Here is a 26,177-nt window from a genome sequence, read left to right as displayed (position 1 = left end):
GGCCATTGGCGCACTTGCCCCTTTGGTGCTGCACGCGGTATCACCTGCAAAAGCTTATTAACGTGAGGGTTGAGCTATGCGTCGCGTCGTTGTTACCGGACTGGGGTTGGTAACCCCGCTTGCTGATGGAGTCGAAAAGAGCTGGGAGCGTATCTTGGATGCGCAATCCGGCGCTGGACCGATCACTCATTTTGACCCTGAAGGGTTTGGAACGACTTACGCCTGTGAGGTTCCTTATGGCGACGGCACGGACGGCACGTTTGATGCGGCCAAGTACATGGCACCCAAGGATCAGCGTAAGGTTGATACGTTTATCCTGTTCGCAATGGCTGCTGCACAGCAGGCCGTTGAGGATTCCGGTTGGGCCCCTGAAAACGATGATGATTTTGAGCGCACGGGCGTTCTGACCGGCTCAGGTATTGGTGGTCTGAATTCGATCGCGGAAACGGCCATCATGATGAAGGAAAAGGGCCCGCGTCGCGTGTCGCCATTCTTTGTTCCTGGTGCGTTGATCAACCTGATTTCTGGCCAGATCGCGATTAAGTACGGTTTCAAAGGCCCTAACCATGCAGTTGTGACGGCCTGTTCTACAGGTGCGCATGCTATTGGCGATGCAACACAACTTATCAAGGCGGGCCGTGCGGACGTGATGATTGCTGGTGGCGCTGAGGCGACGATCTGTGAGATTGGCATTGCAGGCTTTAACGCTTGTAAGGCGCTGTCCACCAAACGCGCAGACGATCCTAAAGGCGCAAGTCGCCCTTACGACGAAGACCGTGATGGGTTCGTCATGGGCGAGGGCGCGGGCATGGTTGTTCTGGAAGACTATGATCACGCTGTAGCGCGTGGCGCGAAGATTTACGCTGAAGTGTTGGGCTATGGTCTGACAGGGGATGCATACCACATCACAGCCCCGTCCGAGGACGGTGAGGGCGGTGAGCGGTCTATGCGGATGGCGTTGAAGGATGCAGGGCTTGAGCCTGCGGATATCGATTACATCAACGCACACGGCACATCGACCATGGCAGATACCATCGAATTGGGCGCTGTTGAGCGGATGATGGGCGATGCCGCATCCAAGGTGACGATGTCATCCACCAAGTCCGCAACGGGCCACCTTTTAGGGGCTGCGGGCGCGATTGAGGCGATCTTTAGCATTCTGGCGATCCGCGATCAGGTGGCTCCGCCGACGATCAACCTTGATAACCCTGCAGTCGAAACTGCGATTGACCTTGCCCCCAACGCAAAAGTTGAACGCGAGATCAATGTGGCGCTGTCCAATTCGTTTGGCTTTGGTGGCACCAATGCATCTGTCTTGTTTGGGAAGGTTTCCTAAATGTGGAAACATATCGCGGCCAACGCGCTGACGTTTTTCATCGTCGCGTTGTTCCTGTTTGCCGGTGTGATCGCTTGGGGAACCAACGAATACAGCGCTGAAGGGCCTTTGGAACAAGCGATCTGTTTGCAGGTCCGTTCAGGGTCCAACATGCGGATCGTGAGCGAGAGCCTTGCCGAGCAAGACGCGATTTCCTCTCCTGCGCTTTTTCGGATTGGTGTAGATTACGCGAACAAAGCATCGCAGTTGAAGGCGGGTAGTTTTCTGGTGCCTGTTGGGGCGTCCATGGAAGAGATCGTGGATATTGTGACGCGCGGTGGGCCGAGTTCATGTGGGACGCAGATCATCTATCGCGTTGGTATCAATCGGGTTTTGGCTGAGGTGCGCGAATTGGACCCAGCAACGGGTGACTTTGTTGAGCTGGCACAATTTAATCCTTCGGAAGAGGATGCCCCTGCAATTTTCACAGAAGCGCGAGAGGCGAGCGACACGCAATTTAACGTGGTATTTGCCGAGGGCGTGACGAGCTGGCAGGTTGTGCAAGCCCTGAATTCACTGGACGTCATGGAAGGTTCCGTGAACGAAATTCCAGCTGAGGGCATGTTGGCACCCGATTCCTATCAGGTTCAACCCGGGGATTCGGTGGCCGAATTGTTGGACAAAATGGAAGCGGCACAAACGCGCGTTCTGGCAGACGCGTGGGAGTCGCGGGCCGATGGATTGCCGCTGGCGTCCCCAGAAGAGGCCCTGATTCTTGCATCAATCATCGAGAAGGAGGCGTCGACCTCTGATGAGCGTTTTGACGTGGCATCGGTGTTTATCAACCGCTTGAACCAAGGCATGCGCCTGCAGACTGACCCGACGGTCATCTATGGCGTTACGCTGGGCGAAGGTGTGTTGGGGCGCGGTTTACGCCAAAGTGAGCTTCGGGCGGAAACACCTTGGAATACCTATGTAATCGAGGGGCTGCCGCAGACGCCAATTGCCAATCCAGGGCGTGGATCTATCGAGGCGGCGTTGAACCCGTCAGACACGGATTTCATCTTCTTTGTGGCGAAAACGTTGAACCCGAGAGACGGGCACAACTTTGCTGTGACCTTGGATGAGCACAACGCAAACGTTGCGATTTATCGCCGTCTTGAGGCTGAACGTGCCGCATCGGGTGACAATTAAGGGTTAACGAAGTGTTCCATGTGGGCGCGGTAACTATCTGTTAATATTTGGAAAAAACCGACACTTTGCGTAGTTTGATACTGCGCTGGTCGAAATTAAGCGGGCGCTTGGGACACTTCCCTAGCGCCCTTTTTCGTTCTCATGGGCGGAGCAACCCGAGAGGGGAACTTCAATAATGACAGACCAAAGCGGTGGTGTTCCCACCGAACAGAAATCGGCTGCTGAACGTATCGAGGAGGCTAGGCAGCTTTACGAAACCATTGGCGAGACGCTGAGTGTCGTGTTGGACCTTGTGAAGGCAGGGGACTTTAAGGACATAGATCTGTTGCCCAAACAGATGTCCCGTCTGACCGATGCAATCGCGGAAGCTCGCAAGAGAGAGGCAGACTTCAATGACAAATTCGGAGACGGGCTGGGAGAAGGGGACATCGACTTCGCCGCCCTCAGACGTGAGATCGGGTGCCGCCTTGGTCGCATCCGCCGATGTTGCAGATCGTAAGCAATTCTTGAGGAGCTTGACGGATGAGCAGGTTAGGGCGCTGCCCTACTTGTTCGACTTTTGGGCGTTGGACCATCAGTTGCCCCCTGAGGGGGATTGGCGGACATGGGTTATTCTTGGTGGGCGCGGTGCAGGCAAGACACGCGCGGGCAGTGAATGGGTCAGGTCTATGGTTGAGGGGTCGCGTCCGCGCGACCCCGGTTTAGCGAAACGTGTTGGGTTGATCGGTGAAACGATGGAACAGGCGCGCGAGGTTATGGTGTTTGGTGAAAGTGGCATCTTGGCCTGTTCGCCTCCGGACCGCCGACCGCAATGGATTTCTGGACGGCAGATGTTGGTTTGGCCAAATGGCGCTGAGGCGCGATTGTTTTCGGCGTTTGATCCTGAACGGCTGCGTGGACCGCAGTTTGACGCCGTGTGGGCGGACGAATTGGCGAAATGGCCAAAGGCGCAGGATACGTGGGATATGATGCAGTTTGGATTGCGTTTAGGCAAGAATCCACGCGCATGTGTCACTACTACGCCGCGAAATGTTGGAATATTGAAAGAGCTTTTGGAGCGGAGCAGCACGGTTCAAACCCATGCGTCCACGGAAGCGAACCGTGCCTACCTTGCCGACAGTTTTCTGGCCGAGGTTCAGGAGCGCTATGCGGGCACACGGTTGGGGCGCCAAGAGCTGGACGGCGTGTTGTTGGCGGACGTCGATGGGGCGCTGTGGTCGTCTGCGACGGTTGAGGCTGCTCATGTGAAGGCAGTGCCGGAACTGGACCGCATTGTGGTGGCGGTTGACCCGCCTGCGGGGGCGAATGCGACGTCGGATGCGTGCGGGATTGTTGTGGCCGGGATCATGAGCCAAGGACCGGTGTCTGATTGGAAGGTCTTTGTTCTCGAAGATGCGAGCATCCAAGGAGCGAGCCCCAATGAGTGGGCGGCGGCGGCAATTGCCGCCATGGATCGCCATGGCGCGGAGCGGCTGGTGGCGGAAGTGAACCAAGGCGGGGCGATGGTTGAGACCATTGTGCGTTCCATTGATCCGACGGTGCCCTATCGCGGGGTGCATGCGACGCGCGGGAAATCCATGCGCGCCGAGCCTGTGGCTGCTTTGTATGAACAAGGGCGTGTTCATCATGTTCTGGGGCTTGGGGCGCTGGAAGATGAGATGTGCCAGATGACCGCGCAAGGGTTTACGGGACAGGGATCCCCTGACCGCGTGGATGCCTTGGTCTGGGCGATTACGGATCTGTTTATCGAGCCGGCGAAGCGGTGGCGGTCGCCGCAGGTTCGGCAGTTATAGCCATATTTTCATGGCGATATCGGGGTGTTGCGCAGGCAGCGAACGGTGCCTTTAGCATTCCGAAGCAAATTTAGACGAAATTATATCGTGTTGGATGAGACGCCATGATGCGGCGGCACCAGAGGGGATTTGAATGTTTGATTTTCTAAAGCGAGCGGACGGCGAACAGCAGGCAGTGCCTGAGGTGAAGGCATCCGCGACGGGGAAGATTGCCGCGTGGGGATCTGCGGGGCGGGCAGTTTGGGGTGCGCGTGATACGGCGTCGCTGACACGCGGTGGGTTCACGGCCAACCCTGTAGGGTTTCGTGCAGTGAAATTGATCGCAGAGGCGGCAGCGGCGTTACCGTTAGTGTTGCAAGACTGCGAACGTCGTTATGACACGCATCCGGTTCTGGAGCTGGTTGCGCGTCCGAATGGGGCGCAGGGCCGCGCCGAGTTGTTTGAAGCTTTGTTTGGTCAGTTGCTGCTGACAGGCAATGGATACCTTGAGGCCGTCGGTGGCGAGGACGTTCCGCTTGAGTTGCATGTGTTGCGCAGCGACCGGATGACATTGGTTCCCGGGACGGATGGCTGGCCTGTGGGGTATGACTACACGGTTGGCGGGCGCAAACATCGGTTTGCGGTGGGCGAGGGCCCAAGCCCTGTGTGTCACATCAAGTCGTTCCACCCGCAGGATGATCACTATGGGCTAAGCCCGATGCAGGCGGCTGCGCAGGCGCTTGATGTGCATAACGCGGCGAGCCGGTGGTCCAAAGCGTTGCTCGACAATGCGGCGCGGCCAAGTGGTGCCATTGTTTACAAAGGTGCTGAGGGGCAGAGCCAGTTGAGCAGCGATCAGTATGATCGGTTGCTTAGTGAGATGGAGAGCCAACATCAGGGTGCGCGCAATGCGGGCCGTCCGATGTTGCTAGAAGGTGGTTTGGACTGGAAACCAATGGGCTTTAGCCCGTCCGACATGGAATTCCAGAAAACCAAGGAAGCCGCAGCAAGAGAGATCGCGATTGCCTTTGGGGTGCCGCCGATGCTGCTGGGGCTGACGGGGGATGCCACTTACGCGAATTACCAAGAGGCCAACCGTGCGTTTTATCGTTTGACGGTGTTGCCATTGGTGACGCGCGTAACGGGGTCGATTGCTCATTGGTTGGGTGATTTCACGGGGGAGAGTTTCCATCTCAAGCCCGACTTGGACCAAGTTGCAGCGCTGTCGGACGAACGTGATGCGCAGTGGAGCCGGATCAGCAGTGCGCCGTTCCTCACAGATGCAGAAAAGCGGAACCTGTTGGGGCTGCCTGCGCTTGAGGTGGGTGATGGCTGATCCGCGCGAGAGCTTTGAATGCGGACCATCGTTGCGCGTTGAAGCCCATGAGAGGGTGGCAGCGCTGCAATTTGCGCAGGTGAATTCTCAATTGGGGAAGATCGAAGCGATGATGGAACGGCTGGAGCGCCGTTTGTGGCTGACGGTTTACGGTGTGGTTGGGGTGATATTGGCGCAGGCGGTTGAATCGATCCTGAATGCGGCACCCTGAGAGGAGATGACATGACTTTAGAACATAAATTTATAGCCCTTGGGGACAGTGTTGCCGTCGAGAACGGGATTGAGATCAGCGGCTATGCGTCGCTGTTTGGCAAGACCGACCAAGGTGGCGATGTGGTTGAGACCGGTGCTTATGCGGCGTCCCTGGACAAGCTGGCGAGCAAAGGCGGGCGCGTGAAGATGTTGTGGCAACATGATCCTGCGCAACCCATCGGGGTTTGGGGCGAGGTCCGCGAGGATAAGGCCGGCCTGTGGGTTAAGGGGCGTATCCTGCGCGATGTCGCCAAAGGCCGAGAGGCGGCAGCGCTGATTGAGGCGGGCGCGATTGACGGGCTTTCCATTGGTTACCGCACGGTGCGGGCCACGAAGAATGACAAGGGCGGTCGCCTTTTGTCTGAGTTGGAACTTTGGGAGGTGTCTTTGGTCACGTTCCCGATGCTTCCGGATGCGCGGGTGGGGGCTAAGGGGGATGACCCTGCGGCTGAGGCCCTGCGCGAATTGGCGGGGGTGTTTGAGGATGCCCGCGCTGTGCTGGGCCACCGTTAGGACCGGCGTTTCCACCCATTGATCTGAAAGGATCCGAACATGACGACACCTGAGTGCAAGGCTCGGGCCGGGGAAGATGCGCGCGGCGACGCGACGACCCCAGCCACCGAGTTGAAAGCCGCGATGGCGGGATTTGTGACCGATTTCAAAGGCTTCACGACTGATATTCAAACCAAACTGAAAGAGCAGGACGACCGAATGACAAAACTTGACCGTAAATCCATGATTTCTGGCGCACGCCCTGCGCTGGCCACTGCTGCCTCTGTTGAGGCGCCACACCAGAAGGCGTTTGAGGCCTATCTGCGCAGCGGCGAAGATGACGCGTTGCGTGGCCTTGAGATTGAAGGCAAATCCATGTCCACGGCTGTTGCGGCTGATGGTGGCTATCTGGTGGACCCACAGACATCTGCGACGGTTCAGTCTACGCTGTCCTCTACGGCGTCGCTGCGTGCGATTGCCAATGTGGTCAACGTTGAGGCGACATCTTATGACGTGCTGATTGATCACACGGAAATGGGTGCTGGTTGGGCAACTGAGACCGATCCGACATCTGAGACAGGCACGCCGCAGATCGATCGCATTACGATCCCGCTGCACGAGCTTTCCGCTCTGCCAAAGGCATCCCAGCGTCTGCTGGATGACACAGCATTCAACATTGATGAATGGCTTGCGGGTCGTATTGCCGACAAGTTCGCACGTTCCGAGGCGGCGGCGTTTGTGTCTGGCGATGGCATCGACAAGCCGACTGGTTTCTTGACGGCGCCACAGGTCGATAATGACGTTTGGGTCTGGGGCAACCTTGGCTACGTGGTTACGGGGACGGATGGTGATTTCAATGGTGCGGATGCGCTGGTTGATCTCGTCTATTCTTTGGGCGCGGAGTACCGCGCGGGTGCGTCATTTGTGATGAACTCCAAGACGGCTGGCCTTGTGCGTAAGCTGAAAGACAATGATGGCCGTTTCTTGTGGTCTGATGGTCTGGTTGCGGGCGAGCCTGCACGTCTGCTGGGGTATCCGGTGCTGATTGCTGAAGACATGCCTGATGTGGCGTCTGACAGCACATCCATTGCGTTTGGCGACTTTGGCAATGGCTACACCGTTGCGGAACGTCCTGATCTGCGCGTTTTGCGTGACCCGTTCAGCGCCAAGCCACATGTCTTGTTCTATGCGACCAAGCGCGTTGGTGGTGCGATCAGCGATTACGCTGCGATCAAGCTTCTTAAGTTCGGCCTGTCCTAAGGCCTACGGAACGGGCGCGGGGGCAAGCCTTCGCGTTCGGTCCGGGCGTGTGCAGTGCGCGAGCGACCCTCGCGTTGTCCAGTTGCTTCCTTCCGTCCGAGCAATGTGGGGGGCACGCGCCCGGATTCAGGACGGTATTTGATTTGGCACTTTTCGGAGTAAACCCATGATGTTGATCGAAGAAACCAGCGTGCCGACAGCGGCGTTGCCGGTTGCACAGTTCAAAGACCACCTGCGCCTTGGATCGGGGTTTTCCGATGATGGCGTGCAAGACGGATTGCTGGAAGGGTTCCTGCGATCTGCACTGGCCGCGATTGAAGCGCGCACCGGTAAGGCGCTGATCGAGCGCGACTTTAGTTGGACGTTGACGCGTTGGCGTGACGCCTGCGCGCAGGCCCTGCCAATTGCGCCGGTTTCGGCGATTGTTGATGTTGTTATAACGGATCGGGCGGGCACGGAGACGGCAATTGATGCCGGTGCTTATCAGCTGCGCCCCGACATGCAGCGCCCGTCGCTTGAGGCTGTTTCAGGGGCTTTGCCTACAATTGGAAACGGCGGATCTGTCAAGATCACGATGTTGGCAGGCTTTGGCCCGGAGTGGGCGGATTTGCCAGCTGATTTGGCACAAGCAGTGTTTCTGCTGGCGGCGCATTACTACGAATATCGCCATGAAGTTCAATATGATGGCGGGTGCATGCCGTTCGGCGTCAGCGCGTTGATTGAACGCTACCGGACGTTGCGCATTTTGGGCGGGGGTGCGTCCTGATGGCGTATCGTTTGAACCGCCAACTGGTGCTGGAGGCCCCGCAACGCGTGGCCGATGGCGCAGGGGGCTTCAACGAGAGTTGGGCCGCGCTTGGCATCGTTTGGGCCAATGTGAAGGCCCGTTCAGGACGTGAAAAGGCTGGGGTTGCGGCTCCGTTGAGTCTGGTTTCCTACCAGATCGTTGTGCGTGCGGCTCCTGTTGGGTCCGATGCGCGCCCTCAGGCCGAACAGCGGTTCCGTGAAGGCGAACGGTATTACCGGATTTTGAGTGTGACCGAAGATGACGCCGATGGGCGCTATCTGATTTGCACCTCACAAGAGGAGACAGTGGCATGAGTTATGGCGTTTCAGCGGCGTTGCAGACGGCCATTTACCAAGCCCTTGTCGCGGATGCGACGCTGTCGGGATTGGTCGGAACGGACATTTATGATGCTTTGCCATCCGGCGTTGCACCGTCCCTTTATGTGGCGTTGGGGCCGGAGCTTGCCAAGGATCGATCGGACAAGACGGGGGCCGGAGCGGAGCATGAGTTCACCGTGTCCGTGGTGACTGACAGTTCCGGTTTTGCGGTGGCAAAAACTGCGGCGGCGGCGGTGTCGGATGTTCTGACGAATGCCGACCTTACACTGTCACGCGGGTCTTTGGTGTCGCTCAATTTTTATCGCGCAAAGGCGGTGCGTGTGGGCACGGCGGACGAACGACGGATTGATCTGACGTTTCGGGCGCGGGTTCAGGATGACTGATCGCCTGACGTAAGGCGTATAATTTTCAAACACTTATGGAGTATTCGATATGGTAGCTCAGAACGGTAAGGATCTGTTGATCAAGATCGACATGACTGGCGGAGGCCAGTTTGAAACGGCTGCAGGTCTGCGGGCCACGCGGATCAATTTTAATGCAGAAACGGTTGATGTGACGTCTTTGGACAGCACAGGCGGGTGGCGCGAAGTGCTTGGGACTGCGGGTGTGAAGTCCGCGTCCATTAGCGGGTCAGGTGTGTTCAAGGATGACGCAACGGACGAACGCGTGCGTGAGATGTTCTTTGCGGGGGATACGCCGAACTTTCAGGTGATTGTGCCGGATTTTGGTACGATGGAGGGGCCGTTTTTGGTCAGCTCGATTGAGTATTCCGGTTCTCATGATGGTGAGGCGACATATGAGATGTCGTTGACGTCGGCAGGCCAAGTTACGTTCACGGCGTTCCCATAATGCAGGACGGTCTGGCGAACCCGTGGCGCGGTGAGGTGTCCCTGTCGATTGATGGGGTGACCTACACCTGCAAGCTGACGCTTGGCTCGTTGGCAGAGCTGGAAGCAAGCCTTGGCACGGATACGCTGGTGGGCTTGGTGAAGCGGTTCGAGAGCGGCGGGTTTTCTACGCGTGATGTTTTGGCGTTGATCGTCGCGGGGTTGCGGGGCGGTGGCTGGCGTGGGTCGGCAGCTGATTTGGTGAGTGCACAAATTGAAGGCGGGATCGTGCGGGCAGCAGAGGCGGCGGCAGAGCTTCTGGCCCGCGCGTTTGCAACCCCATGAAAGGGTCTGACGGCGGGTTTGACTGGCCAGCGATGATGCGGGTTGCGCTGAAGGGGCTGGAGCTGAAGCCGGATGAGTTTTGGGCGCTGACGCCTGCCGAGTTCTGGCTGCTGCTGGGAGACGAAGTTGGGGCGATGCCTATGGGGCGCAGTCGTTTGGATGAGTTGAGCCGAAGCTACCCTGACCGGGTAAGTGGCAAAGGAGAAGACGATGGATGATATCGACGGGTTGGATGCCCTGGAAAGCGAAGCCAAGGCGCTGGAGACCACATTGGGATCGGTCACTGTGATGACGGATGCCTTTGAGGGACAACTGAGCCGGATGAAGGCCACGCTGGGCGACACCACGCGGGATCTGGGCAATTTGGAGCGCGGATTTTCGGGTGGTTTGCGCAAAGCCTTTGATGGCCTGGTCTTTGATGGCAATTCATTGTCGGACGCTTTGGCGACTGTTGGTCAGGCAATGTCGCGTACGGTTTACAACAATGCGATCTCTCCGGTGACGGATCATTTTGGTGGCATCCTTGCGGGGGGCGTCAATTCATTGGTCTCGAGCCTGATGCCGTTTGAAAAGGGTGGTGCGATCAGTCAGGGCCGCGTGACGCCCTTTGCCAAGGGCGGCGTGGTGTCGGGGGCGACGACTTTCCCGATGCGTGGCGGCACGGGGCTGATGGGTGAAGCGGGGCCTGAGGCGATCATGCCTTTGACCCGTGGTGCTGATGGCAGCCTTGGCGTGAAAGCGCAGGGCGGGCAGGCCGTGAATGTCACTATGAATATTTCAACGCCAGACGCGGCAGGGTTTCAACGCAGCCAGAGCCAAATCGCGGCTTCGCTTGGCCGTGCGTTGGGCCGTGGTCAACGTAATCGCTAGGACGGGAGTAAGAACATGAGTTTTCATGAGGTAAGGTTTCCGACTGATCTGAGCTTTGGGGCGCTTGGTGGGCCGGAGCGGCGCACAGAGATCGTGACGCTGGCCAACGGGTTTGAGGAACGCAACACGCCGTGGGCCCATTCACGCCGTCGTTTTGATGCGGGCATGGGGTTACGGTCATTGGATGATGTCGAGGTGTTGGTGGCGTTTTTTGAAGCACGCCAAGGCCAAATGTACGGGTTTCGCTGGAAGGACTGGTCGGATTATCGATCCGCCAAGCCAAGCCGTGAGATCACGGGGGATGATCAGTTGATCGGCATGGGCGACGAGGTAATCTCCGAATTCCAGATTGTTAAGAATTACGCGTCTGGAACAGCGAGTTATGCGCGCCCGATTACCAAACTTGTGGCGGGCACTGTGCAAGTGTCTGTCAGTGGCGATCCGCAAACCGAAGGTGTGGATTACAGTGTTGATTTGAACACGGGCATTGTGACGTTTGATCATCCGCCTGATGTGCAGGCCGAGATTACCGCCGGCTATGAATTTGATGTGCCTGCGCGGTTTGATGCGGATGCGATCATCACGTCGATGGCGACGTTTCAGGCCGGTGAGGTCCCTGATGTGCCTGTCATTGAGGTGCGGGTATGAGTACGCTTCAGGAGCATTTGGAAACGGGCGTCACTACGGTTGCGCGGTGCTGGGTGGTGGTCCGGCGTGATGGCACGACCTACGGATTTACGGACCACGACTGTGCTTTGAGTTTCGAAGGTATGGAGTTCAAAGCCGATGCCGGGATGACGGCAAGCGCGATCATAGCGGCGACCGGGCTGTCGGTTGATAACTCCGAGGCCTTGGGGGCGCTGAGTGATGCTGCGATCACGGAAGCCGACATCCAGGCGGGCCGATTTGACGGCGCCGAGGTCAAGGCGTGGTTGGTCAATTGGGCCGATGTGGATATGCGCGTGTTGCGGTTTGCCGGTACCATTGGCGAGCTGCGCCGTATGGGCGGCGCGTTTCATGCTGAATTGCGCGGGCTAACGGAGAACCTGAACCAGTCGCAGGGGCGGGTGTATCAAACGCCGTGTTCCGCGATCCTTGGGGATGAGACCTGCCAGTTTGATCTGGAGGCGGACGGCTTTTTCACAGAGGTCGTTGTCGAAACCTTTGAGGACGATCGGCGGTTTAAATTCGAGGACATGATCGGGTTTGAACCTGCGTGGTTCGAGCGTGGGCGTATTCGGGTTCTGAGCGGAGCGGCTGAGGGTCTTGTTGGGGTGATCAAACGCGATCGATTTGTTGGCACTGTTCGGGAAATCGAGATTTGGGAAGCCTTTCGGGCTTTGATTGAAGTGGGGGACGTGGTCCGGCTTGAGGCGGGGTGTGATAAACGCGCTGCGACCTGTCGAGCCAAGTTCGACAATCTTCTGAATTTTCAGGGCTTCATCGATATTCCAGGTGATGATTGGCTGGTAAGCACACCCGCCAGTAGTGGCCAAAATGGTGGCGGCAGTTTGCGCCGTGATGATCTGGTATGAGCGATCTTGTTTCTGCTGCGCGGGGCTGGATTGGCACGCCATATGTACATCAAGCGGCGCGACGCGGGGCGGGGTGTGACTGCCTTGGTCTGTTGCGCGGTGTCTGGGCCGAGGTGAGCGGTGCGCCTGTTTTGGCTGTGCCGCCGTACACGCCTGACTGGTCTGAACCGCAAGGTGACGAAGTCCTGTGGCGCGGCGCTGCGAAACACCTGCATCGTAAGGCAAAAACAGACGCTGCGGTTGGTGATGTTTTGTTGTTCCGGATGCGGCAGGGATCGGTCGCCAAACATGTCGGGATGCAGGCCGAGGTCGGCCCGTGTCCAACTTTTATTCATGCGTATCAGGGGCATGGCGTGCGTGAAAGTGCGCTGACTTCTCCTTGGGAACGACGCCTTGTGGCGCGGTTCGCATTCCCTGAGCGCCCATAACATAAGGTCTGGTTTTCATGGCAACGATTGTACTTTCGGCGGCAGGAATGGCGCTTGGCGGGTCTGTAGGCGGCACGGTTTTGGGCCTTGGTATGGGCGCGATTGGGCGTGCGGCCGGGGCAACTTTGGGCAGCGCGATAGACCAGCGGATTTTGGGCGGTGGTGCAGATGCCGTTGAGACCGGACGGGTGGACCGTTTCCGGCTGACGGGCGCAAGCGAAGGCACGGCGATGAACCACGTCTATGGGCGGATGCGTATCGCCGGACAGGTCATCTGGGCGACTGAATTTGTCGAATCGAGTGTCACAACCGGCGGTGGCAAGGGCAGTGCAAGCAAGCCGAAAACCACGACCTATAGTTACAGTATCTCACTGGCGATCGCGCTGTGCGAAGGTGAGATTTCACGCGTCGGCCGTGTCTGGGCGGATGGCGAGGAAATTGCCCGCGATGATCTGAATATGCGTGTTTATTCGGGTTCCAACGATCAGATGCCGGACCCAAAGATGGAAGCCGTTGAAGGCGCTGGGCTGGTGCCTGCCTATCGCGGCACAGCCTATGTGGTTCTGGAGGATCTGGAACTTGGGCAGTTTAGCAATCGTGTTCCTCAGTTTTCCTTTGAGGTGATGCGCCCCGGGCCTGGGGACGCCGAAATTCATGATGATATGAACGAGCTTGTTACGGGCGTCGCTTTGGTGCCCGGAACGGGGGAGTATTCTTTGGCGACCACGGCTGTCACCTTGTCCAAAGGGTTTGGCGTGCGCGAGTCTGCCAACGTGAATACGCCGTCGGGCAAGACGGACTATTTGGTCTCTATGGAGGCTTTGGAAGAAGAGTTGCCCAACTGCGGATCGGTGACACTGGTTGTGTCTTGGTTCGGGGATGACCTGCGGTGTGGTGATTGTGAGATTAAGCCAAAGGTCGAACAGACTGAAACAGATGGTGTAGAAATGTCATGGGCCGTGTCTGGTGTCGCTCGAGCGGCAGCTGAAACCGTGCAAAGCGAGGACGGACGGCCCATTTATGGCGGCACCCCTGCGGATGCTGCGGTGCTTGAGGCACTTACTGATATGGCTGAACGGGGCCAGAGAGCCGTCTTCTATCCGTTTATCTTGATGGATCAGCAAGACGGGAACACGTTGGTGAACCCTTGGTCCGGCGGCGAGGGTCAGCCTGCTTTGCCGTGGCGCGGACGGATTACCACGTCGTTGGCACCGACGGTTGACGGCACGCCAGATCAGACTGCAACAGCGGATGCAGAGGTTGCGGCGTTCTTTGGTCAGGCCCTCGCGACGGATTTTACGGTCTCAGGGACGACCATTGCGTACTCAGGACCGGCGGAGTGGTCTTACCGACGTTTCATCCTCCACTATGCGCATCTGTGTGCGTTGGCGGGCGATGTGGATGGGTTCTGCATCGGGTCTGAAATGCGTTCTCTGACCCAAATTCGCGGTGCGAACGGGTTTCCGGCGGTGCAGGCGATGATTGATCTCGCGGGGGACGTGCGCGACATTCTGGGGCCGGATGTGAAGATCGGTTATGCGTCTGACTGGTCTGAATACCATGGCTACCAACCCAGTGGCACGGCGGACAAATTGTTCCACCTTGACCCTCTGTGGGCGAGTGCCGATATCGATTTCATTGGGATTGATAACTATATGCCGTTGTCTGACTGGCGCGAGGGCGACGATCATCTGGATGCCGATAACGGTTCGATCTACAACCTCGACTACCTGAGCGGGAACGTGGAAGGCGGTGAGGGCTATGACTGGTATTACCATTCTCCTGAGGCGATGGCCGCGCAAATTCGCACGCCGATCACAGACGGCGAGGGCGAGCCTTGGATTTGGCGCTACAAAGATTTGCGCAATTGGTGGCTTAACGCGCACCATGATCGTGTTGATGGGGTGCGTGCAGCCCTTCCAACGCAGTGGGTCCCCGGCAGTAAACCGATCTGGTTCACAGAAGTGGGCTGTGCTGCGGTGGATAAAGCGACCAATGAGCCCAACAAGTTCGTTGACCTAAAATCGTCTGAATCTGCGTTGCCGCGGGCTTCCAATGGTATCCGAGATGACTACATCCAGCTGCAATACCTGCGTGCGATTTACGGGCATTATAACGATCCTGATTTGAATCCCGTGTCGGACGTGACGGGCGTGCGCATGGTGGACACAGACCGCATACACGTTTGGGCGTGGGATGCGCGCCCATTTCCGGCTTTTCCGGGCAATGGTGACCTGTGGTCTGACAATGTGAACTATTCGCGTGGGCATTGGATCAATGGCAGATCGTCAGCGCGTCCTTTGTCCTCTGTTGTTGCAGAAATCTGCGAACGGGCTGGCGTGACGGACATTGATGTCTCAGCGCTGCATGGGCTTGTGCGCGGTTACGGTGTGGATGATGTGACGACGGCGCGATCCGCGTTGCAGCCGTTGATGACGGCCTATGGGTTTGACGCGATCGAGAGAGACGGAGTCTTGGTGTTCCGCACGCGGGGTGCGCGTTTGGATGCCGAGGTCAACCAAGACCAGCTGGTTTATGAATATGACGCTGAAGGTGCGATTGAACTGACCCGCGCGCAGGAGCCCGAAATCGCGGGACGTGTTCGCGTCGGTTTCATTGAATCGGATGCGGATTACGAAGTCCGCACCTCTGAGGCGGTGTTCCCCGATGATCGCGGACTGACCACGAGCGCGTCGGAGCTGTCACTGGTGTTGACTAGTGCTGAGGGGCAACGCATTGCGGAACGTTGGTTGTCAGAAGCCCGCGTTGCCCGTGATACAGCGAGACTGACCTTACCTCCGTCCTTGATGCATGTCGGAGCGGGGGATGTCATCCGCCTGCCGGATGGGCACGGGGATGGGTTGTTTCGTGTAGATCAGTCTGAGCAAACGGACCGCCAAGCACTGGACGTCGTCCGCATCGAACCGGCGGTTTATGAGCCGCAGGACGTGCCGGAACGTACGTTTAATCTGCGCACGTTTGTGCCGTCGGTTCCGGTGGAACTAATGTTGATGGATCTGCCACTGTTGAGCGGTGATGAAGACCCCGTTGCGCCTTATGTGGCGACCTCTGGTGTGCCGTGGCCTGGATCGGTGGCATTGTATTCGGCGACGCAGGATGCGGGTTATGATCTGAATCGTCTGGTGACGTCGGCTTCGGTCATGGGCGTCACGCAAACAGTGATGAGCCAAGCGCCTGCGGGTCTTTATGATCGGGGGGCCGCGTTGCAGGTGCAGCTCATTCGCGGAGATCTGCAGTCGGTTTCGACGGATCAAATCCTTGGGGGGGCCAATGTTGCAGTGATTGGTGATGGGTCCGCTGATAATTGGGAGGTGTTCCAATTCGCTGAGGCCAATATCATCGATGAGAACACCTATGAGATTACGATGCGTTTGCGCGGGCAAGCGGGCAGTGACGGGATTGCGCCGGATGAATGGCCGGCCGGGTCGATTTTCGTTTTGCTTAACAGTGTGCCCGAACAGATTTCTCTGGCGTCTTCCGCACGCGGGGTGGAGCAGCACTTCCGGTATGGTCCGGGGACGCGGCCGCTGAGTGATCCGAGCTATAAATACCGCACGGAAACATTTGCGGGCAACGGGTTGCGGCCATACCGTGTGGCGCATCTGCGCACGGCAGAAAACGGCGCAGACGTTGACGTGGCGTGGGTGCGTCGCGCGCGAAAAGATGGCGACAGTTGGGAAAGTGAAGATGTCCCCTTGTCCGAAGCATTTGAACGCTACGCGGTGCGGGTGTTCAAGGATGGGGTTCAGATGCGCGCAGCCTCTGTCTCGGATCCAAGCTGGACCTATACTTCGGCGATGCAAATATCTGACGGGTCGGGCGAAATTCGCATTGATGTCGCTCAGGTGTCTGACGTCTATGGTGAAGGTCCCGTAGCAACAACGACGTTTTCGACCTGATGCGACAGGTCGGCCTAACTGATCTAGACCTTGCAGCCCGCGTGCTTTTGGCCGCACCGCGGGAGGCATGGCCTGATCTTGCCTCAACACTTGTAGAAGATGCGCATGTCGCGGATTTGTGGCGGAAACGCTACGCAACGGCGCATCCGAACGGTGGAACGGGGTCATTATTCGCGCAAGCGGCGTTGTATCCTCGGTCGCGCAAAGGGGGGTGCTCTAGGCTGTACTGCATGGCTATGGCCTCGGTTTTGGAGGCGCTGCAGACATGGCGAAACCGTGTATCCAAAAGATCAAATCACGAAAAGTGATCCATCTCTTCACGGGATTATTCTTGGAGTTCAGGCACCATATGCGGTAGGACGAACCTGAAAGAGAGGTGCGCTATGGCCCAGACCAACCCAAAATTGACAACTGTCGATCCAGTTTGGCAGCGCATTTGCGACGAAGCACAAGCAGCGATTCATGATGAACCGCTGATCGGCGGTTTCGTTCACGCATCGGTTTTGCACCACACATCTTTGGAAAACGCGCTTGCGTACCGGATTTCGATGAAACTGTCTTCGCCTGATATGTCCGATCAGATGCTACGCGAGATTGCAGACCGCGCCTATGCGGCGGAACCTGAAATCGTGGACAGTGCGCGTGCGGATATTGTGGCGATCTTTGACCGTGATCCTGCGTGCCTGCGTTTCTTGCAACCTTTGTTGTTTTTCAAAGGCTTCCAAGCTGTTCAGGCGTTTCGCTTGGGGAACTTCCTTTGGAAAGAAGGCCGCAAGGATCTGGCCTATTTTGTGCAGATGCGCGTGTCCGAGATTTTCGGCGTGGATATTCACCCAGGAGCGACCATCGGCAAGGGTCTGATGATTGACCACGCCCATTCGATCGTGATCGGGGAAACCGCTGTGGTTGGGGACAATGTGTCTATGCTGCACTCAGTCACACTGGGCGGCACAGGCAAAGAAGAAGAAGACCGTCACCCCAAGATTGGCGACGGCGTTCTTATTGGTGCTGGGGCCCACGTCTTGGGCAACATCAAGATCGGCCACTGCAGCCGGATTGCGGCGGGTTCTGTTGTTCTTGCGGATGTTGAACCCAATAAAACCGTTGCTGGCGTCCCTGCCAAAATCGTCGGCGAAGCGGGTTGTGCACAGCCATCCGTGTCTATGGATCAGCTTTTGGTTGGCTGCGGCGCAAACAACTAGGCGCGCACCAGAAGACCAGCTTAGCTAAGCTGGTCAAAGGCCTCCATGGCTTTCGCCCCATACATGTAGCCTGGTCCACCATTCATCATGACCACAACGTTGACGGTCTCGGCGATTTCGTCGCGGCTTGCGCCTGCACGGATCGCTGCTTTGACGTGGAAGCCGATGCAATCGTTGCACTGTTTGGAAATACCGATCGCCAACGCGATGAGTTCTTTGTGCTTGGTGGAAACGGCCCCTTCAGCAAGGGCAGCGTTGTGCAGGGCGTGAAACCCTTTGGCGGTGCCTTCTTGCTCGGCACGCATTGGCCCCAGAATGCTACCTGTGTGGGCGAGTGTCTTTTTCCAGTCCATTTCTCATGTCCTTTTGAGTTATCTTTTCAACGGCATAACGCTGCGCACAGGCCTGCACTTTGCCATAGATCAAATAGACGCTAGGTCAGTGTTGACGTTGACGTCTCGCATCTTTGGAATGGCGGCAACAAAGGGGACTGACATGACCGACCTTGTAACTGTGACTAACGCCGAAGGCCCAGTGGCTGAGGTGCGGATCAATAGACCAGACAAAAAGAATGCGGTCACACTGGAATTGCTAGCCGATTTGGTTGCTGCTGGTGAATCGCTGGCCCATCAATCGGGGCTGCGGGCCGTTGTTTTGTCTGGTGCTGAGGGGAATTTCAGCTCTGGGATGGACACGTCTGTCTTTATGAAAATGGCGGGCCAGTTAGATCAGATCAAAGACCAGATGCTGAACCTGCCAGAAGGCCAGACCGCCAATGATTTCCAACGTCCGGCGCAGGTCTGGCAGGATTTGGAGGTTCCGGTCATTGCCGCAATCGAAGGTGTCTGTTTTGGCGCGGGGCTTCAGATTGCGCTGGCGGCGGATTTCAGGATCGCTGCGCCGGATGCCTCCCTGTCGATCCTCGAAGCGAAATGGGGCTTAGTGCCGGACATGGGGATTTCACTGTCGCTGCCCAAGTTAATGCCGGTGGATCGCGCCAAGGCGCTGATCATGACGGGGCAGGTGCTATCAGGGACCGATGCCTTGGCCGAAGGGCTTGTGACACGTATTGAGGATGACCCGATTGCTGCGGCTCATGCTTTCGCTGATGAGCTTGCGCAGAAAAGCCCTGACGCCATTCGTTCGGCCAAAACCTTGGCGGATGCGATTTGGGCGGAGGACACGGCCAAAGGGCTCGCGCTTGAGGCTCAGTTGCAGGCCGATCTGATGGGCAGTCCGAACCAGATCGAAACCGTTATGGCGCAAATGCAAAAGCGCGCGCCAAACTATTCCTGAGCTACAAAAAACGCCGAAGGGTTTGATCCCCTCGGCGTTTTTGATTTCTAAAATGTCAGACGTGACTTAGGCCAGCATGCCCATCGGGTTTTCAAGGTTGGCCTTGATCGCGTTGAGCAAGTTCGCACCCAAAGCGCCGTCAATCACACGGTGATCTACGGACAGCGTAGTGGACATGACAGTTGCGACCGCCAATTCACCATCCGCTCCGACGACCGGCTTTTTGACACCAGCACCTACGGCCAAGATCGCGCCATGTGGCGGATTAATGATCGCATCGAAGTTGTCGATTCCGAACATACCGAGGTTAGAGATCGCGAAGGATCCACCGACATATTCATGCGGGGCCAATTTGCCATCACGCGCACGCCCAGCGAGGTCTTTCATCTGTGCGGATAGCGCAGAAAGGGACTTCATTTCAGCGTCTTGCAAGACTGGGGTGAACAAGCCGCCTTCAACGGCGACTGCGACAGCGACATCGGACGCAGAGAACTTGAGCGTACGATCACCGGCCCAGACAGCGTTGGCTTCTGGCACTTCTTGCAACGCCAAAGCACAGGCCTTGATGATGAAGTCGTTGACCGACAGTTTCACGCCCTTTGGCTCCAACGTCTTGTTCAGCTGGCTGCGGAACTTCAGCAGTGCATCCAGTTGGATGTCTTTGCGCAGATAGAAGTGCGGCACGCTTTGTTTGGCTTCTGTCAGGCGGGCAGCAACAGTCTTGCGCATCCCGTTGAGAGAAACCTCTTCGAAGTCGCGACCGTCATACATCTTGAGAACCTGATCCGTGGATGGACCAGATGCCAACGCACCACCTTTGGCGGTAGTGGGAGCGGCGGATGCAGCAGGAGCCGCCGCAGCAGCAGGTTGTGCTGTCGCATTTTCGACGTCGGCTTTGATAATGCGTCCGTGCGGGCCGGAGCCCTTGATCGCCGCAAGGTCGAGGCCTTTGTCAGCCGCGATACGACGTGCAAGCGGTGTTGCAAACAAGCGTGAGCCGTCTTTGGCTGCGGGAGCCGCTGGGGCAGGGGCCGCAGCCGCAGTAGGCGCTGGTGCGGCCTCAACTGCCGGAGCAGCGGCAGCAGCAGGTGCCGCCGCAGGTGCAGCAGCGCTCATGTCTTCACCTTCTTCGCCGATGATGGCGATGGCAGTGTTCACTTTGACGCCTTCTGTGCCCTCAGGGACCAGAATTTTGCCCATGACGCCTTCGTCGACCGCTTCAAATTCCATCGTCGCCTTGTCGGTTTCGATTTCAGCCAAAAGGTCGCCCGACTGAACGGTGTCGCCTTCCTTAACCAGCCATTTCGCCAGCGTGCCTTCCTCCATTGTGGGGGACAGCGCGGGCATTAGGATTTCGGTAGCCATTGTCTGTTCTCCTTAACGGTAGGTGACTTGTTTCACAGCATCGATCACTTCTTGCGTCGTGATCAGCGCGTGTTTTTCAAGGTTTGCGGCATAAGGCATCGGTACGTCTTTGCCTGTGCAGTTGATGACCGGTGCATCAAGGTAGTCAAACGCCTGCTGCATGATGGTCGCGGACAGGTGGTTGCCGATTGCACCGACGGGCCAACCTTCTTCGATTGTCACGCAACGGTTTGTTTTCTTTACGCTTTCGATGACCGTCGCGTAATCAATCGGGCGTAATGTGCGCAGGTTGATCACTTCCGCAGAGATACCTTCTTCGGCCAACTTTTCAGCAGCTTCAAAGGCGTATTGCATGCCGATCCCGAAGGATACGAGCGTCACATCACTGCCTTCCACTTCCACACGGGCTTTGCCGAACGGAATGGTGAAATCTTCGATCACAGGCACTTCGAACGAGCGACCATATAGGATTTCGTTTTCAAGGAAGATCACAGGGTTGTTGTCACGAATGGCGGTCTTCATCAGACCTTTCGCGTCGGCTGCAGAGTAAGGCATCACGACCTTAAGGCCAGGCACCTGTGCATACCAAGCGGCGTAACACTGGGAGTGCTGAGCCCCAACACGAGCCGCAGCGCCGTTGGCCCCACGGAACACCATTGGTGCGCCCATCTGACCACCGGACATATACAATGTCTTGGCCGCAGAGTTGATGATGTGGTCAATCGCCTGCATGGCAAAGTTAAACGTCATGAACTCGACAATCGGACGCAACCCTCCAAAGGCCGCACCAACAGCGATACCGGTAAAGCCGTGCTCGGTGATTGGCGTGTCGATCACGCGCTTGGAGCCGAACTTGTCCAACATGCCTTGGGAAATCTTATAGGCACCTTGGTATTCGGCGACTTCTTCACCCATCAAGAACACGTTTTCGTCGCGCTCCATCTCTTCGGTCATGGCTTCGTTAAGCGCCTCACGGACGGTCATCGATTTCATTTCCGTACCGGCAGGCCAGTCAGGGGAGGTGTCGGATGGCGCGTATTCGACAGCGGCTGCCGTGGAAACAGCAGGGGCGGCGACTTGATCCGTCGCAGCAGGGGCTTCGGCAGCCGCTGGCGCTGGGGCCGCGCTCATATCTTCGCCTTCTTCACCGATAATCGCGATGGGTGTGTTCACCTTTACGCCTTCGGTGCCTTCGGCAACCAGAAGCTTGCCAACGATACCTTCGTCGACAGCTTCAAATTCCATGGTCGCTTTGTCTGTTTCGATCTCGGCGATGATATCGCCGGATTTCACTTCGTCGCCTTCTTTGACGAGCCATTTGGCGAGCGTGCCTTCTTCCATCGTCGGGGAGAGGGCGGGCATCAAAAGTTCAGTAGCCATTATGATGCCTCCTGCGGCAGTGTATCGTCAGCATAAATGTCTGTCCAAAGTTCAGACAGGGCGGGTTCCGGGCTTTCTTTGGCGAACTCGGCGCTCTCGTTCACGACGGCTTTGATGTCTTTATCAATCGCCTTGAGATCGTCTTCGCTTGCGTGTTTGCCGGTAAGCAACATGGCGCGGACCTGTTCGATTGGATCACGTTCTTCGCGCATTTTCTGCACTTCGTCCCGTGTCCGGTATTTGGCAGGGTCAGACATTGAGTGGCCACGGTACCGGTATGTTTTGACTTCCAAAACATAAGGACCTTTGCCAGCGCGGCAATGTGCGACTGCTTTTTCGGACGCTTCCTTGACGGCAAGAACGTTCATGCCGTCAACCAGCTCACCCTTGATGCCGAAGGCTTCGCCGCGTGTGTAAAGATCAGGTGTGGATGTGGACCGTTCTTGACTTGTGCCCATGGCGTATTGGTTGTTTTCGATCACGAAAATCACAGGCAAGTCCCAAAGGGCGGCCATGTTGAACGTTTCGTAAATCTGGCCTTGGTTGGCAGCGCCATCCCCAAAGTACGCAAAAGTGACGTTATCGTTGCCTTTGTATTTGTCCGAGAACGCGAGGCCCGCACCGAGAGGGACCTGAGCGCCAACAATACCGTGGCCGCCATAAAAGTGCTTTTCAGCTGAGAACATGTGCATCGATCCGCCTTTACCAGCAGAATACCCACCTTCGCGGCCCGTCAGTTCGGCCATAACCCCTTTGGGATCCATGCCGCATGCCAACATGTGGCCGTGGTCGCGATACGATGTGATGCGTTTGTCGCCTTCCTTGGTTGCGGCCTCTAGACCGACAACAACGGCTTCTTGGCCGATATAAAGGTGACAGAACCCGCCGATGAGACCCATGCCATACAGTTGGCCGGCTTTTTCTTCGAATCGACGGATGAGAAGCATCTCTCGGTAGTATCCGAGCAGTTCTTCAGCAGAAACGTTTGGTTTCTTTGCACTTTTCTTAGCGGCCATGGGTCCTCCCTCGGGCGGTGGAAAATATAGTTTAGTGTTAAACTATTTCCTACAGGACCAGAACGCAAAAATCGACCGCCAAAATGACCTTGGGGCAGGGTTCAGGTGATTTCCTGCCTTGCGCCCAGTGCATAGGAGCGACAGGATCGAGAGATGAAATGGAATATCAGACAAGAAAAAGACGCAGACGTTGCCGCGATTGCGGATGTCACCCGCGCCGCCTTTGACGGCAAAGCCTACGCCGATGGCGACGAAGCTGAGCTTCCGGGTAAACTGCGAGACGCTGGCGCGCTGGTGCTGTCCTTGGTTGCCGTTGAGGGCAAGACCGTGATTGGCCATGTGGCCTTGTCCCCGGCCAAAATCGGCGACGAGAAGTGCCTTGGCCTTGGCCCTGTTTCTGTGCGGCCGGATCGGCAGGGGCGGGGCATTGGATCTGCTTTGGTTAATCATGCGGTCGCGATTGGTTCGGCCTATGGGCGCAGCGGCGTCGTTCTGATGGGGGACCCGGGGTTTTACGGGCGCCTTGGGTTTGTCGCGGAACAGGGGCCAACCGTAAAAGGTAAGACGTCAAAGCATCTGCAAATCATTGGGTTTGACGACGTCCCAACGGGCGACGTGGCGTTTCACCCGAAGTTCTTTGAGTAGATATCGAACGTCGGACGGCTTTGACCATCCGGTGAGAGAATGACCGTTAATAAAAGCCTGACGTTCCTGAACGACGCAGCGAACGGCAGCTTTGAGCCCAGAGGCTGCGATGCTACGGCTCGGATTAGAGTGCGCTTTCAAGGTCTAGCGCTGCAAACTGTGATGCGTAGGCGGAAGGCGACACGCTAAGTTGTCTTTGAAACGCACGGCGCATGTTTTCATCATTTGTAAAGCCTGCTTCAGCCCGTACTGTGGCGAGGGAAATTTCATTTTGGTGCAACATAGCTGCTGCGTGTTCAACGCGAAGTTTTTCGACGAACTGTGCAGGAGAGACGCCTATCTCAACCACAAATTTGCGCGAGAAGTTCCGTTCGCTCATGCCAGCTTTGGCTGCCATTTTCGCTACCGATATGTGGTCTTTCAAGTTTGAGGCGATGAATTCGACGAGTTCACTGAAACGGTGACTGCTGCTTGCCGTCTGAGCGGCCAAAACTCTGCTGAACTGACGTTGACCGCCGCTACGAAGCATTGGCAGCAAGAGCGATTTAGCGATACGAACAGCCTCGGCGGTACCAAGGTCGCGTCGTACCATTTCGATCGCCATGTCGATCCCGGCTGTGACGCCCGCGGATGTCCAAATCCCGTTGTCTTCAACAAAGATTGCATCATCTTGGACGCATATATCAGAATAATCAGCGCTGAGTTTGGCGACGCCGTCCCAATGCGTTGTGGCACGGCGTCCCGATAGACGGCCACAAGCGGCAAGGACGAATGCGCCCAAGCAAATTGATCCAAGCCTGCGGCAACTGGCGGCTGACGTATTGATGTAGCTGCATAAGATGTCTGACTGCATGGCCTCATAGGCGCTGTTTCCTCCAGACACCAATACCGTATCCCAATTCGCAACCTGACATTCCGCGACCGCTTTGGTTTCGATCCGGCAAACAGTATCGGTGCTCAACAAGCCACCCATATCAGACAAGAGATGTACATCATAAGCTGGCGTTCCATCTGGGAGTTTGGCGTCATTGAAGACCTGCAAAGGCCCCGCGAAATCCAAGAGCTTAGTGCCTTTGAAAAGAAGGAACGCCATGGGCAAAGGGGTTTTGAGGGATTTGGCTGAATCGGTGGGCATGTTGTCATTTATGCCAAACAGCGCACGCGCTAACAAGGTATCAACGGAACGGAGATATAAAATGTTGGAAGTTAAACCGAATTGCGAGCTGTGTGACCGCGATCTACCACCGGCCTCAAAAGAAGCCATGATCTGCAGTTATGAATGCACCTATTGTTCAGATTGTGTCGAGACGACACTGCACAATGTCTGCCCGACATGCGGCGGCGGGTTCACGATGCGCCCTATTCGCCCCGTCAGGGCCGAAGGCGGACAGGCGAACCTTGGATTGTCTAACCGCCCTGCGGGCACTCAGAGGTATCATACAAAGTGGAGCCGTGAGCAGATTGATGCCGTCGTTTCGCGACTTAAAAACGTTCCACCCGAGAAAAGGTAATCAGAGCCCCTTTGGAGTGCGGAGCAAGCGCCGGAGCATAAACAGCGGTTTCGCTGTTTTTCTGCGGCATGTCCTATGTTCGCTTTTCGCCGTTTCACTTTACAATCGCGTCAATCCAATCGCGAAAGCATGCAACTGCAGAACGGGTTTTGCGGTCTGGATCGGCGACCAAATAAAAGTTCTGGGTGGTGGGGACGGCCTGTTCAAAGGGAACAACCAAATCGCCTCGCTTGACGTAGCTGTCAGTGAACAGCGTATCCACAATTGCGATACCGCGACCCGCCGCAATACTTTCGAGCGCGAGCAACGAGGATTCCACTGACATCCAAGCGGACGGAACCGCACTATTCACCCCCAATTCGCTAAACATGCGCGGCCAGTCGTTTTCGGAACCAACAATATTAACAATGTCTGCAGTCTCAAGTTGGTTCGGATCCCCTTGCAGAGTGCTGGCAACGTGCGGACTGCAAATCAGAGACGCGTGACCCCGCCTTAACTGCCAAATATCGCGTTCTGGCCAGTCGCCGTTGCCATAGCGAAGATCCACGTCGATGGTCGCATCATTCAGCCGGTTCGACCACACAGTGGTCGATACCACGATGTTGATTTCGGGGTGCAAGGCGCGGAATTCGTGCAATCTGGGAACAAGCACGATCACACCAAACGAGATCGACGCACGCACATGCAACGTCGTTTGTTTCTGAGTTTGGAAAAGCCCGTCTGTTGCGGTCTGAAGATCGACAAATGATTGCCGAACAGGTTGGGCGTAGGCTTGCCCGATGTCCGTTAATTCGACGCCTTTGGGCAACCTTTTGAACAGCTTCATTTCAAGAGTTTGTTCGAGCAGTTTGATATGCTGGCTTACGGCCGCGGGGGTGAGGCTTAGTTCATCTGCGGCAGCGGCAAAAGATCCGTGGCGCGCAGCGGCCTCAAAGGTGCTGAGCCAAGTCACATGCGGAAGGCGTCTCATGGCGGTGTCCCAATCGTTCTCGCGGCACAGTTGCCTGCATTTTTATTGCCAATCAATCACCCATGCGCAATCAAATTTAGGCCTAAGCCGCAAGTTTGTTTGTTTGCGCAGGCGCGTCTGC

The 26,177-nt window shown here is 56.8% G+C and carries 29 protein-coding genes; 23 read left to right on the top strand and 6 right to left on the bottom strand.

Features of this window, described 5'->3' with window-relative positions; all coding sequences use genetic code 11:
• Positions 1 to 76: 76 nt before the first annotated feature.
• From fabF to cysE, 20 genes are all read left to right on the top strand, one after another.
• Positions 77 to 1,336, top strand: a complete 1,260-nt coding sequence (gene fabF / locus KO486_RS10865; RefSeq protein WP_216037245.1) for a beta-ketoacyl-ACP synthase II — start codon at positions 77 to 79, stop codon at positions 1,334 to 1,336.
• A complete protein-coding gene (gene mltG, locus KO486_RS10860) occupies positions 1,337 to 2,509 on the top strand; it encodes an endolytic transglycosylase MltG (RefSeq protein ID WP_216037244.1) in 1,173 nt (390 codons plus the stop codon). It begins immediately after the preceding gene.
• A gap of 175 nt (positions 2,510 to 2,684) precedes the next feature.
• Complete coding sequence (locus KO486_RS10855; protein WP_216037243.1) at positions 2,685 to 3,008, top strand: hypothetical protein; 324 nt, start codon at positions 2,685 to 2,687, stop codon at positions 3,006 to 3,008.
• Positions 2,959 to 4,302, top strand: a complete 1,344-nt coding sequence (locus KO486_RS10850) for a terminase family protein (protein ID WP_303435543.1) — start codon at positions 2,959 to 2,961, stop codon at positions 4,300 to 4,302. Before KO486_RS10855 ends, KO486_RS10850 begins: the two co-directional genes overlap by 50 nt.
• A gap of 133 nt (positions 4,303 to 4,435) precedes the next feature.
• Positions 4,436 to 5,617 (top strand): phage portal protein, encoded by a 1,182-nt coding sequence (locus KO486_RS10845; RefSeq protein ID WP_216037241.1) that lies wholly within the window; start codon positions 4,436 to 4,438, stop codon positions 5,615 to 5,617.
• Positions 5,610 to 5,828, top strand: a complete 219-nt coding sequence (locus KO486_RS10840; RefSeq protein WP_216037240.1) for a hypothetical protein — start codon at positions 5,610 to 5,612, stop codon at positions 5,826 to 5,828. The genes KO486_RS10845 and KO486_RS10840 overlap by 8 nt, the downstream gene beginning before the upstream one ends.
• An 11-nt stretch (positions 5,829 to 5,839) precedes the next feature.
• Positions 5,840 to 6,382, top strand: a complete 543-nt coding sequence (locus KO486_RS10835) for an HK97 family phage prohead protease (protein ID WP_216037239.1) — start codon at positions 5,840 to 5,842, stop codon at positions 6,380 to 6,382.
• A gap of 39 nt (positions 6,383 to 6,421) precedes the next feature.
• Positions 6,422 to 7,621 (top strand): phage major capsid protein, encoded by a 1,200-nt coding sequence (locus KO486_RS10830; RefSeq protein WP_216037238.1) that lies wholly within the window; start codon positions 6,422 to 6,424, stop codon positions 7,619 to 7,621.
• A gap of 166 nt (positions 7,622 to 7,787) precedes the next feature.
• On the top strand, positions 7,788 to 8,387 hold the full coding sequence (locus KO486_RS10825; protein WP_216037237.1) for a hypothetical protein: 600 nt from the start codon (positions 7,788 to 7,790) through the stop codon (positions 8,385 to 8,387).
• The gene (locus KO486_RS10820; protein WP_216037236.1) at positions 8,387 to 8,722 is read left to right on the top strand and encodes a head-tail adaptor protein; all 336 of its coding nucleotides are present in this window, start codon (positions 8,387 to 8,389) and stop codon (positions 8,720 to 8,722) included. Before KO486_RS10825 ends, KO486_RS10820 begins: the two co-directional genes overlap by 1 nt.
• Positions 8,719 to 9,129, top strand: a complete 411-nt coding sequence (locus KO486_RS10815) for a DUF3168 domain-containing protein (protein ID WP_216037235.1) — start codon at positions 8,719 to 8,721, stop codon at positions 9,127 to 9,129. Before KO486_RS10820 ends, KO486_RS10815 begins: the two co-directional genes overlap by 4 nt.
• A gap of 49 nt (positions 9,130 to 9,178) precedes the next feature.
• On the top strand, positions 9,179 to 9,595 hold the full coding sequence (locus KO486_RS10810) for a phage major tail protein, TP901-1 family (protein ID WP_216037234.1): 417 nt from the start codon (positions 9,179 to 9,181) through the stop codon (positions 9,593 to 9,595).
• Positions 9,595 to 9,918 (top strand): gene transfer agent family protein, encoded by a 324-nt coding sequence (locus tag KO486_RS10805; RefSeq protein ID WP_252734646.1) that lies wholly within the window; start codon positions 9,595 to 9,597, stop codon positions 9,916 to 9,918. The genes KO486_RS10810 and KO486_RS10805 overlap by 1 nt, the downstream gene beginning before the upstream one ends.
• A complete protein-coding gene (locus tag KO486_RS10800; protein WP_216037233.1) occupies positions 9,915 to 10,136 on the top strand; it encodes a rcc01693 family protein in 222 nt (73 codons plus the stop codon). The genes KO486_RS10805 and KO486_RS10800 overlap by 4 nt, the downstream gene beginning before the upstream one ends.
• Positions 10,129 to 10,788: a phage tail tape measure protein gene (locus tag KO486_RS10795; protein WP_216037232.1), complete on the top strand. Its 660-nt coding sequence runs from the start codon at positions 10,129 to 10,131 to the stop codon at positions 10,786 to 10,788. Before KO486_RS10800 ends, KO486_RS10795 begins: the two co-directional genes overlap by 8 nt.
• Before the next feature lie 15 nt (positions 10,789 to 10,803).
• Positions 10,804 to 11,436, top strand: a complete 633-nt coding sequence (locus KO486_RS10790; RefSeq protein WP_216037231.1) for a DUF2460 domain-containing protein — start codon at positions 10,804 to 10,806, stop codon at positions 11,434 to 11,436.
• Entirely contained in the window at positions 11,433 to 12,323 is an 891-nt protein-coding gene (locus KO486_RS10785; protein ID WP_216037230.1) for a DUF2163 domain-containing protein, read from the top strand. Before KO486_RS10790 ends, KO486_RS10785 begins: the two co-directional genes overlap by 4 nt.
• Positions 12,320 to 12,751, top strand: coding sequence for an NlpC/P60 family protein (locus KO486_RS10780; protein WP_216037229.1), 432 nt, complete (start codon positions 12,320 to 12,322; stop codon positions 12,749 to 12,751). The genes KO486_RS10785 and KO486_RS10780 overlap by 4 nt, the downstream gene beginning before the upstream one ends.
• A 17-nt stretch (positions 12,752 to 12,768) precedes the next feature.
• Positions 12,769 to 16,671, top strand: coding sequence for a glycoside hydrolase TIM-barrel-like domain-containing protein (locus KO486_RS10775; RefSeq protein ID WP_216037228.1), 3,903 nt, complete (start codon positions 12,769 to 12,771; stop codon positions 16,669 to 16,671).
• Between the two features lie 383 nt (positions 16,672 to 17,054).
• A complete protein-coding gene (gene cysE / locus KO486_RS10770) occupies positions 17,055 to 17,873 on the top strand; it encodes a serine O-acetyltransferase (protein ID WP_216037227.1) in 819 nt (272 codons plus the stop codon).
• Between the two features lie 20 nt (positions 17,874 to 17,893).
• Here the strand turns inward: cysE and KO486_RS10765 are convergent, their stop codons facing one another.
• On the bottom strand, positions 17,894 to 18,226 hold the full coding sequence (locus KO486_RS10765; RefSeq protein WP_216037226.1) for a carboxymuconolactone decarboxylase family protein: 333 nt from the start codon (positions 18,224 to 18,226) through the stop codon (positions 17,894 to 17,896).
• A gap of 142 nt (positions 18,227 to 18,368) precedes the next feature.
• Here KO486_RS10765 and KO486_RS10760 point away from each other — a divergent pair, with 142 nt between their 5' ends.
• A complete protein-coding gene (locus tag KO486_RS10760) occupies positions 18,369 to 19,169 on the top strand; it encodes a crotonase/enoyl-CoA hydratase family protein (protein ID WP_216037225.1) in 801 nt (266 codons plus the stop codon).
• A 66-nt stretch (positions 19,170 to 19,235) separates the two neighbouring features.
• On the opposite strand, the gene KO486_RS10755 is transcribed toward KO486_RS10760, so the two are convergent.
• The 3 genes from KO486_RS10755 to pdhA are packed head-to-tail and all read right to left on the bottom strand — an operon-like array spanning position 19,236 to position 22,930.
• On the bottom strand, positions 19,236 to 20,534 hold the full coding sequence (locus KO486_RS10755; RefSeq protein WP_216037224.1) for a pyruvate dehydrogenase complex dihydrolipoamide acetyltransferase: 1,299 nt from the start codon (positions 20,532 to 20,534) through the stop codon (positions 19,236 to 19,238).
• A 12-nt stretch (positions 20,535 to 20,546) separates the two neighbouring features.
• Positions 20,547 to 21,914, bottom strand: coding sequence for a pyruvate dehydrogenase complex E1 component subunit beta (locus tag KO486_RS10750; RefSeq protein WP_216037223.1), 1,368 nt, complete (start codon positions 21,912 to 21,914; stop codon positions 20,547 to 20,549).
• Positions 21,914 to 22,930: a pyruvate dehydrogenase (acetyl-transferring) E1 component subunit alpha gene (gene pdhA / locus KO486_RS10745; protein WP_216037222.1), complete on the bottom strand. Its 1,017-nt coding sequence runs from the start codon at positions 22,928 to 22,930 to the stop codon at positions 21,914 to 21,916. The genes KO486_RS10750 and pdhA overlap by 1 nt, the downstream gene beginning before the upstream one ends.
• A 153-nt stretch (positions 22,931 to 23,083) precedes the next feature.
• Between pdhA and KO486_RS10740 the strand changes: the two genes are divergently transcribed.
• The gene (locus KO486_RS10740) at positions 23,084 to 23,575 is read left to right on the top strand and encodes an N-acetyltransferase (RefSeq protein WP_216037221.1); all 492 of its coding nucleotides are present in this window, start codon (positions 23,084 to 23,086) and stop codon (positions 23,573 to 23,575) included.
• A gap of 124 nt (positions 23,576 to 23,699) precedes the next feature.
• Here KO486_RS10740 and KO486_RS10735 read toward each other — a convergent pair whose 3' ends face one another.
• Positions 23,700 to 24,710 (bottom strand): helix-turn-helix domain-containing protein, encoded by a 1,011-nt coding sequence (locus tag KO486_RS10735; protein WP_216037220.1) that lies wholly within the window; start codon positions 24,708 to 24,710, stop codon positions 23,700 to 23,702.
• Positions 24,711 to 24,771: 61 nt separating this feature from the next.
• Here KO486_RS10735 and KO486_RS10730 point away from each other — a divergent pair, with 61 nt between their 5' ends.
• Complete coding sequence (locus KO486_RS10730) at positions 24,772 to 25,086, top strand: DUF1272 domain-containing protein (RefSeq protein ID WP_216037219.1); 315 nt, start codon at positions 24,772 to 24,774, stop codon at positions 25,084 to 25,086.
• Between the two features lie 94 nt (positions 25,087 to 25,180).
• Here KO486_RS10730 and KO486_RS10725 read toward each other — a convergent pair whose 3' ends face one another.
• Entirely contained in the window at positions 25,181 to 26,056 is an 876-nt protein-coding gene (locus KO486_RS10725) for a LysR substrate-binding domain-containing protein (RefSeq protein WP_216037218.1), read from the bottom strand.
• Positions 26,057 to 26,177 lie beyond the last annotated feature (121 nt).

The organism is Octadecabacter sp. B2R22, assembly GCF_018861045.1.
GTDB lineage: Bacteria > Pseudomonadota > Alphaproteobacteria > Rhodobacterales > Rhodobacteraceae > Octadecabacter.
Note: the sequence above shows the minus strand (reverse complement) of the source record. Positions and strands in the feature narration are given on the sequence as shown.

Coding starts and splice junctions, on each gene's coding strand:
- fabF (WP_216037245.1), top strand. CDS start 77: ATGCGTCGCGTCGTTGTTACCGGACTGGGGTTGGTAACCCCGCTTGCT.
- mltG (WP_216037244.1), top strand. CDS start 1,337: ATGTGGAAACATATCGCGGCCAACGCGCTGACGTTTTTCATCGTCGCG.
- KO486_RS10855 (WP_216037243.1), top strand. CDS start 2,685: ATGACAGACCAAAGCGGTGGTGTTCCCACCGAACAGAAATCGGCTGCT.
- KO486_RS10845 (WP_216037241.1), top strand. CDS start 4,436: ATGTTTGATTTTCTAAAGCGAGCGGACGGCGAACAGCAGGCAGTGCCT.
- KO486_RS10840 (WP_216037240.1), top strand. CDS start 5,610: ATGGCTGATCCGCGCGAGAGCTTTGAATGCGGACCATCGTTGCGCGTT.
- KO486_RS10835 (WP_216037239.1), top strand. CDS start 5,840: ATGACTTTAGAACATAAATTTATAGCCCTTGGGGACAGTGTTGCCGTC.
- KO486_RS10830 (WP_216037238.1), top strand. CDS start 6,422: ATGACGACACCTGAGTGCAAGGCTCGGGCCGGGGAAGATGCGCGCGGC.
- KO486_RS10825 (WP_216037237.1), top strand. CDS start 7,788: ATGATGTTGATCGAAGAAACCAGCGTGCCGACAGCGGCGTTGCCGGTT.
- KO486_RS10820 (WP_216037236.1), top strand. CDS start 8,387: ATGGCGTATCGTTTGAACCGCCAACTGGTGCTGGAGGCCCCGCAACGC.
- KO486_RS10815 (WP_216037235.1), top strand. CDS start 8,719: ATGAGTTATGGCGTTTCAGCGGCGTTGCAGACGGCCATTTACCAAGCC.
- KO486_RS10810 (WP_216037234.1), top strand. CDS start 9,179: ATGGTAGCTCAGAACGGTAAGGATCTGTTGATCAAGATCGACATGACT.
- KO486_RS10805 (WP_252734646.1), top strand. CDS start 9,595: ATGCAGGACGGTCTGGCGAACCCGTGGCGCGGTGAGGTGTCCCTGTCG.
- KO486_RS10800 (WP_216037233.1), top strand. CDS start 9,915: ATGAAAGGGTCTGACGGCGGGTTTGACTGGCCAGCGATGATGCGGGTT.
- KO486_RS10795 (WP_216037232.1), top strand. CDS start 10,129: ATGGATGATATCGACGGGTTGGATGCCCTGGAAAGCGAAGCCAAGGCG.
- KO486_RS10790 (WP_216037231.1), top strand. CDS start 10,804: ATGAGTTTTCATGAGGTAAGGTTTCCGACTGATCTGAGCTTTGGGGCG.
- KO486_RS10785 (WP_216037230.1), top strand. CDS start 11,433: ATGAGTACGCTTCAGGAGCATTTGGAAACGGGCGTCACTACGGTTGCG.
- KO486_RS10780 (WP_216037229.1), top strand. CDS start 12,320: ATGAGCGATCTTGTTTCTGCTGCGCGGGGCTGGATTGGCACGCCATAT.
- KO486_RS10775 (WP_216037228.1), top strand. CDS start 12,769: ATGGCAACGATTGTACTTTCGGCGGCAGGAATGGCGCTTGGCGGGTCT.
- cysE (WP_216037227.1), top strand. CDS start 17,055: ATGGCCCAGACCAACCCAAAATTGACAACTGTCGATCCAGTTTGGCAG.
- KO486_RS10765 (WP_216037226.1), bottom strand. CDS start 18,226: ATGGACTGGAAAAAGACACTCGCCCACACAGGTAGCATTCTGGGGCCA.
- KO486_RS10760 (WP_216037225.1), top strand. CDS start 18,369: ATGACCGACCTTGTAACTGTGACTAACGCCGAAGGCCCAGTGGCTGAG.
- KO486_RS10755 (WP_216037224.1), bottom strand. CDS start 20,534: ATGGCTACCGAAATCCTAATGCCCGCGCTGTCCCCCACAATGGAGGAA.
- KO486_RS10750 (WP_216037223.1), bottom strand. CDS start 21,914: ATGGCTACTGAACTTTTGATGCCCGCCCTCTCCCCGACGATGGAAGAA.
- pdhA (WP_216037222.1), bottom strand. CDS start 22,930: ATGGCCGCTAAGAAAAGTGCAAAGAAACCAAACGTTTCTGCTGAAGAA.
- KO486_RS10740 (WP_216037221.1), top strand. CDS start 23,084: ATGAAATGGAATATCAGACAAGAAAAAGACGCAGACGTTGCCGCGATT.
- KO486_RS10735 (WP_216037220.1), bottom strand. CDS start 24,710: ATGCCCACCGATTCAGCCAAATCCCTCAAAACCCCTTTGCCCATGGCG.
- KO486_RS10730 (WP_216037219.1), top strand. CDS start 24,772: ATGTTGGAAGTTAAACCGAATTGCGAGCTGTGTGACCGCGATCTACCA.
- KO486_RS10725 (WP_216037218.1), bottom strand. CDS start 26,056: ATGAGACGCCTTCCGCATGTGACTTGGCTCAGCACCTTTGAGGCCGCT.